Source organism: Streptomyces sp. NH27, assembly GCF_056859195.1.
Map to the genome: position 1 here is coordinate 1 of NZ_JACEGK010000620.1, position 4,313 is coordinate 4,313.

Consider the following 4,313-nt stretch of genomic DNA (forward strand, 5'->3'; position numbering starts at 1 on the left):
CGGCGGCGGCCTCGGCCGGTGGGTCAGTAGGACTGGAATTCCAGCAGGTTGCCGTCCGGGTCGCGCAGGGGGGCGGTGCGCATGGTGGGGCCCCACTCGGGGCGGGCGGTCGGGGGAGCGACCGGGGTGCCGCCGTGGCGCAGCGCCACGTCGTATGCGGCCGTCACATCGGGCACGCGGCTGACCAGCATCGCCCGGTCCTGGCCGACGGAGGGCGAGGCGGGCAGGGAACCGGTGCCGGCGACCTCGGCCATCGCGGCGCGGTCGAAGAGCATCAACAGCCCCTCGGCGCCGACGTCCCAACTGGCGTACGGCCCGTCCGGGCCCCCTCGGGTGAGGGTGGCGCCGAGCAGGGCGGGCAGCACGTGGTCGTAGAAGCGGAACGCGGCCCCGAAGTCGCCGACGAGCAGGCGCGGGTGGAGGGCATCCATGGTGGGCTCCGGGGTGACGGGTGACGGGTGACGGGCGGCGCGCTCTATTAGTGGGTGCACACCCATGATGGGGCGAGCCTAGCGTAGGCGAAGGGGTATCACCCATCGTGGGTTGGCCCTTTCATGGGTGCCGACCCATCAATGGCGACGCCCATCATGGGTGACCGCCTACACTGCCGGAATGGACCCCCGGACGCCCCCCAGCCTCACGGAACTCACCACCTACCTCCTGTCGAAGGCCGGCAAGGAGGCCCGCTCCCGCCTCGCCGAACGCCTCGCCGAGGAAGGGCTGCGGCTGTGGCACATGGCCGTCCTCGCCGCCCTCGCCGACTTCGGCCCGCACGCCCAGCGGGACCTCGCCGCGCGCGTGGTCATCGACGCCAGCGACATCGTGAAGGTCGTCGACGGCCTGGCCGAGGCCGGCTATGCGGAGCGGGCCCGCGACTCCGTCGACCGCCGCCGGGTGAACGTCGCCATCACCCCCGAGGGCCGCACGGCCCTGAAGCGGCTCCGCCTGAAGGCCGCCGTCGTGCAGGACGAGATCCTCGCCCCGCTGGACGGCGACGAGTGCGATCAGCTGCACGCGCTGCTCAGCCGGGTGTACTGCGGCCTCGACTCGGCTTAAGGCCGGCCGGCACATGGCGGGCGGCGTCGCGGGCCGATGGCTCTCGCCCGGACGGCTTCTCCTCAGTCACCAGGGCTCCGCCATGGCTCCCTCGTCAGCACCACCTGGACTCGGCCCTCAACCCGCTCCTTCTCCCACCTTCCATATGCCGGTCGGTCTAAACTCACACTGCTAGTTTCCCGTCCGAGGAGTCCGCGATGCGCCCAGTCCACTTCGCCGCTGCCCGCCGCACCCCGATCGGACGGCTCCGCGGTGTGCTCTCCACGGTCCGGCCGGACGACCTCGCGGCCACCACGATCCGCGGGCTGCTCGACGGCGTTCCCGCCCTCGATCCGGCCCGGGTCGACGACGTCTACTGGGGCGCCGCCAACCAGGCCGGCGAGGACAACCGCAACGTCGCAAGGATGGCCGTCCTGCTGGCCGGCCTGCCCGACACCGTGCCCGGCGCGACCGTCAACCGGCTGTGCGCCTCCGGGATGGAGGCCGTCACCTCCGCCGCCCGCATGATCGCCGCCGGTGAGGCCGACGTCGTGCTGGCCGGCGGCTCGGAGTCGATGAGCCGCGCTCCCTTCGTCCTGGCCCGCCCCGACGAGGCCCTGCCCCGCGCCCTCCAGACCCATGACACCCGCCTCGGCTGGCGCCTCACCAACCCGCGGATGCCGGAACTGCACGGCGTGCTGGCCATGGGCGAGACCGCCGAGGAGGTCGCGGAGCGGTACGGCGTCAGCCGCGCCGACCAGGACGCCTTCGCGCTGCGTAGCCACCGCAATGCCGCCGAAGCCCGTAGGAACGGCCTGTTCGACGCCGAGATCCTGCCCGTCACCCGGCCCGACGGCGTCGTCGTCAGCCAGGACGAGAGCATCCGCGAGGACACCACAGCCGAACGCCTCGCCGCCCTCAAGCCCGTCTTCCGAGCCGGCGGGACCGTCACCGCGGGCAACGCCTCGCCGATGAACGACGGCGCCGCCGCGCTCCTGCTGGTCAGCGAGGAGGCGCTCGCCGACCTCGGTCTGGAGTCCCTCGGCCGCTACGCCGCGGGTGCCAGCGCCGGTGTGCACCCCGACGTCATGGGCATCGGCCCGGTGCCCGCCACCCAGCGCGTACTGGCCAGGCTCGGCCGCGGCATCGAATCCGTCGAAGAGGCCGAGTTCAACGAGGCGTTCGCCGCCCAGGCGCTCGCCTCCGTACGGCAACTCGGTATCGACCCCGACCTGGTCAACCCCACCGGCGGCGCGATCGCGCTCGGTCACCCGCTCGGCTGCTCCGGCGCCCGCATCCTCACCACCCTCCTGCACCGGATGCGCCGCACCGGCGCGGCACGCGGCCTCGCCACCATGTGCGTCGGCGTCGGCCAGGGCTCCGCGGTCCTCGTCGACCGGGCCTGACGCATCCCGCCCGCGCGCGAGCGCACCACGCCACAGGTGGAGCGTGGCGCGGTGCGCTGCTTGGGAGTTCGGGGCCGGGACGGTCAGGACGCGCTGCACGATTGCCCGCGGTGATGGTGCCGCCGGTGCGCCGGGCCTGCCGGGCGCTCCAGTACTGGTTGAAGGTCGCGGTGCCCTCGATGGAGGGGGCGCCGCACAGGTGGCACATCGTCACGAACCCTTGCCTCGGGTCATATCGGGCAAAGCCGTGCCGGACGGCGGCGCCAATGACCGTATGAACAGGGCTCGTTGACCGTGACCGCTGCGGCGGCGCAGGGAAATTTCCGGCGCGCGTGTGAAGTCGGCCCGCGAGGCGGAACCGTCTGGGATGATCGGAGCCGTGCAGACATCGACCGCCGGCGCCCCGCAACTCCTCGCGATCAGCGACCTGCACGTCGGCTACGAAGCCAACCGCGACCTCGTCGAGAAGATGCGGCCCGACAGCGACGGCGACTGGCTGATCGTGGCCGGCGACGTCGCCGAGTACGCCGAAGACGTCCTGTGGGCGCTGCGCACCCTCAAGGAGAACTTCGGCACCGTCATCTGGCTGCCCGGCAACCACGAGTTGTGGACCCCGCCCAAGGACCCGCTGACCCTGCGCGGCGAGGCCCGCTACCGGCACCTGGTCGACGAGATCCGCCGCCTGGACATCGTCACGCCCGAGGATCCGTACCCGATCTGGGAGAGCGCCACCGGCCCGGTCGCGGTCTGCCCGATGCTCCTGCTCTACGACTACACCTGGCGCGACGGCACCCCCGGCGCCACCACCAAGAAGGACGCGCTCGCCCACTCAAGCGAGTTGGGCGTCGTCTGCACCGACGAGATGCTGCTGCACCCGGACCCGCTGCCCGGTATCGACGACTGGTGCCGCGCCCGCGTCGCCGAGACCGCCGGCCGCCTGTCGGCCCTCGATCCCGAACTGCCCACCGTCCTCGCCAACCACTGGCCGCTGCACCGCGATCCCACCAAGGTGCTGCGCTACCCGTCGTTCGCGCTGTGGTGCGGCACCGAACTCACCGAGGACTGGCACGTCCGCTTCCGCGCCACCGAAGTCGTCTACGGCCACCTGCACATCCCGCGCATCACCCACCGTGACGGCATCCGCTTCACCGAGGCGTCGCTCGGGTACCCGCGCGAATGGGGCGCACGCGACTCCGGCCCGCTCGGCCCGCGCCGCATCCTCGCCGGCCGTCCCGGGGCGGGGCGATGATCGAGCACCTGGTCCCCGCCACGGTCCGCACCCGGGCCGCCTACGGCGACGAACTCGACCGCGTCCCGCTCCACCCCGAGGAGGAGCCCGCCGTCGCCCGCGCCGTGCCCAAGCGCCGGGCCGAACACGCCGCCGGTCGCGCCTGCGCGCGGGAGGCGCTCGCCGCGCTCGGCCTGACCGCCGGCCCGATCCCGCGCGACAACGCCGACCGGGGCGCCCCCGTCTGGCCGGACGGCATCGTCGGCAGCATCACACACTGCGACGGATACCGGGCCGCCGCCGTGGCCCGCGCCACCGACGTCCTCGCGCTCGGCATCGACGCCGAGCCCGACGGCCCGCTGCCCGAGGGCGTCCTCGACGCCATCCACTCCACCCCCGAAGAGCGCGCCGCACTCGCCAAGTCGACCGGGTCGAAGCCCGAAGTCCACTGGGACCGGCTGCTGTTCAGCGCCAAGGAGACCGTCTACAAGGCGTGGTATCCGTACCACCACCGCATGCTCGGGTTCGAGGAGGCCGAACTCCTGCTGGCCCATGACCCGTCCGTCCCCGGTCCGACCCGCGGCACCTTCACCGCCCGCCTCCTCGTGCCCGGCCCCCTTCTCGCCGAAGGCGTCGGCCCGGAC

The 4,313-nt window shown here is 73.1% G+C and carries 5 protein-coding genes and 1 pseudogene; 4 read left to right on the forward strand and 2 right to left on the reverse strand.

Translation table 11 applies throughout. The features are described from left to right. Window positions 1–23: 23 nt before the first annotated feature. Window positions 24–431: a VOC family protein gene (locus AC13HU_RS33210; RefSeq protein WP_483045699.1), complete on the reverse strand. Its 408-nt coding sequence runs from the start codon at window positions 429–431 to the stop codon at window positions 24–26. A 181-nt stretch (window positions 432–612) separates the two neighbouring features. Here AC13HU_RS33210 and AC13HU_RS33215 point away from each other — a divergent pair, with 181 nt between their 5' ends. Together AC13HU_RS33215 and AC13HU_RS33220 are read left to right on the forward strand one after the other, a co-directional pair. Then, on the forward strand, window positions 613–1,056 hold the full coding sequence (locus AC13HU_RS33215; protein WP_483045700.1) for a MarR family winged helix-turn-helix transcriptional regulator: 444 nt from the start codon (window positions 613–615) through the stop codon (window positions 1,054–1,056). 197 nt (window positions 1,057–1,253) lie between these two features. After that, window positions 1,254–2,441, forward strand: coding sequence for a thiolase family protein (locus tag AC13HU_RS33220; RefSeq protein WP_483045701.1), 1,188 nt, complete (start codon window positions 1,254–1,256; stop codon window positions 2,439–2,441). A gap of 100 nt (window positions 2,442–2,541) precedes the next feature. Here the strand turns inward: AC13HU_RS33220 and AC13HU_RS33225 are convergent. Further along, window positions 2,542–2,631, reverse strand: a pseudogene (locus AC13HU_RS33225) (glycoside hydrolase family 11 protein); the annotation flags it as partial. Window positions 2,632–2,808: 177 nt separating this feature from the next. Here AC13HU_RS33225 and AC13HU_RS33230 point away from each other — a divergent pair. Beyond that, window positions 2,809–3,690: a metallophosphoesterase family protein gene (locus AC13HU_RS33230; RefSeq protein ID WP_483045702.1), complete on the forward strand. Its 882-nt coding sequence runs from the start codon at window positions 2,809–2,811 to the stop codon at window positions 3,688–3,690. Then, window positions 3,687–4,313, forward strand: a 627-nt coding sequence (locus AC13HU_RS33235; RefSeq protein ID WP_483045703.1) for a 4'-phosphopantetheinyl transferase family protein, incomplete at its 3' end; no start/stop codon positions are given. The genes AC13HU_RS33230 and AC13HU_RS33235, both read left to right, overlap by 4 nt.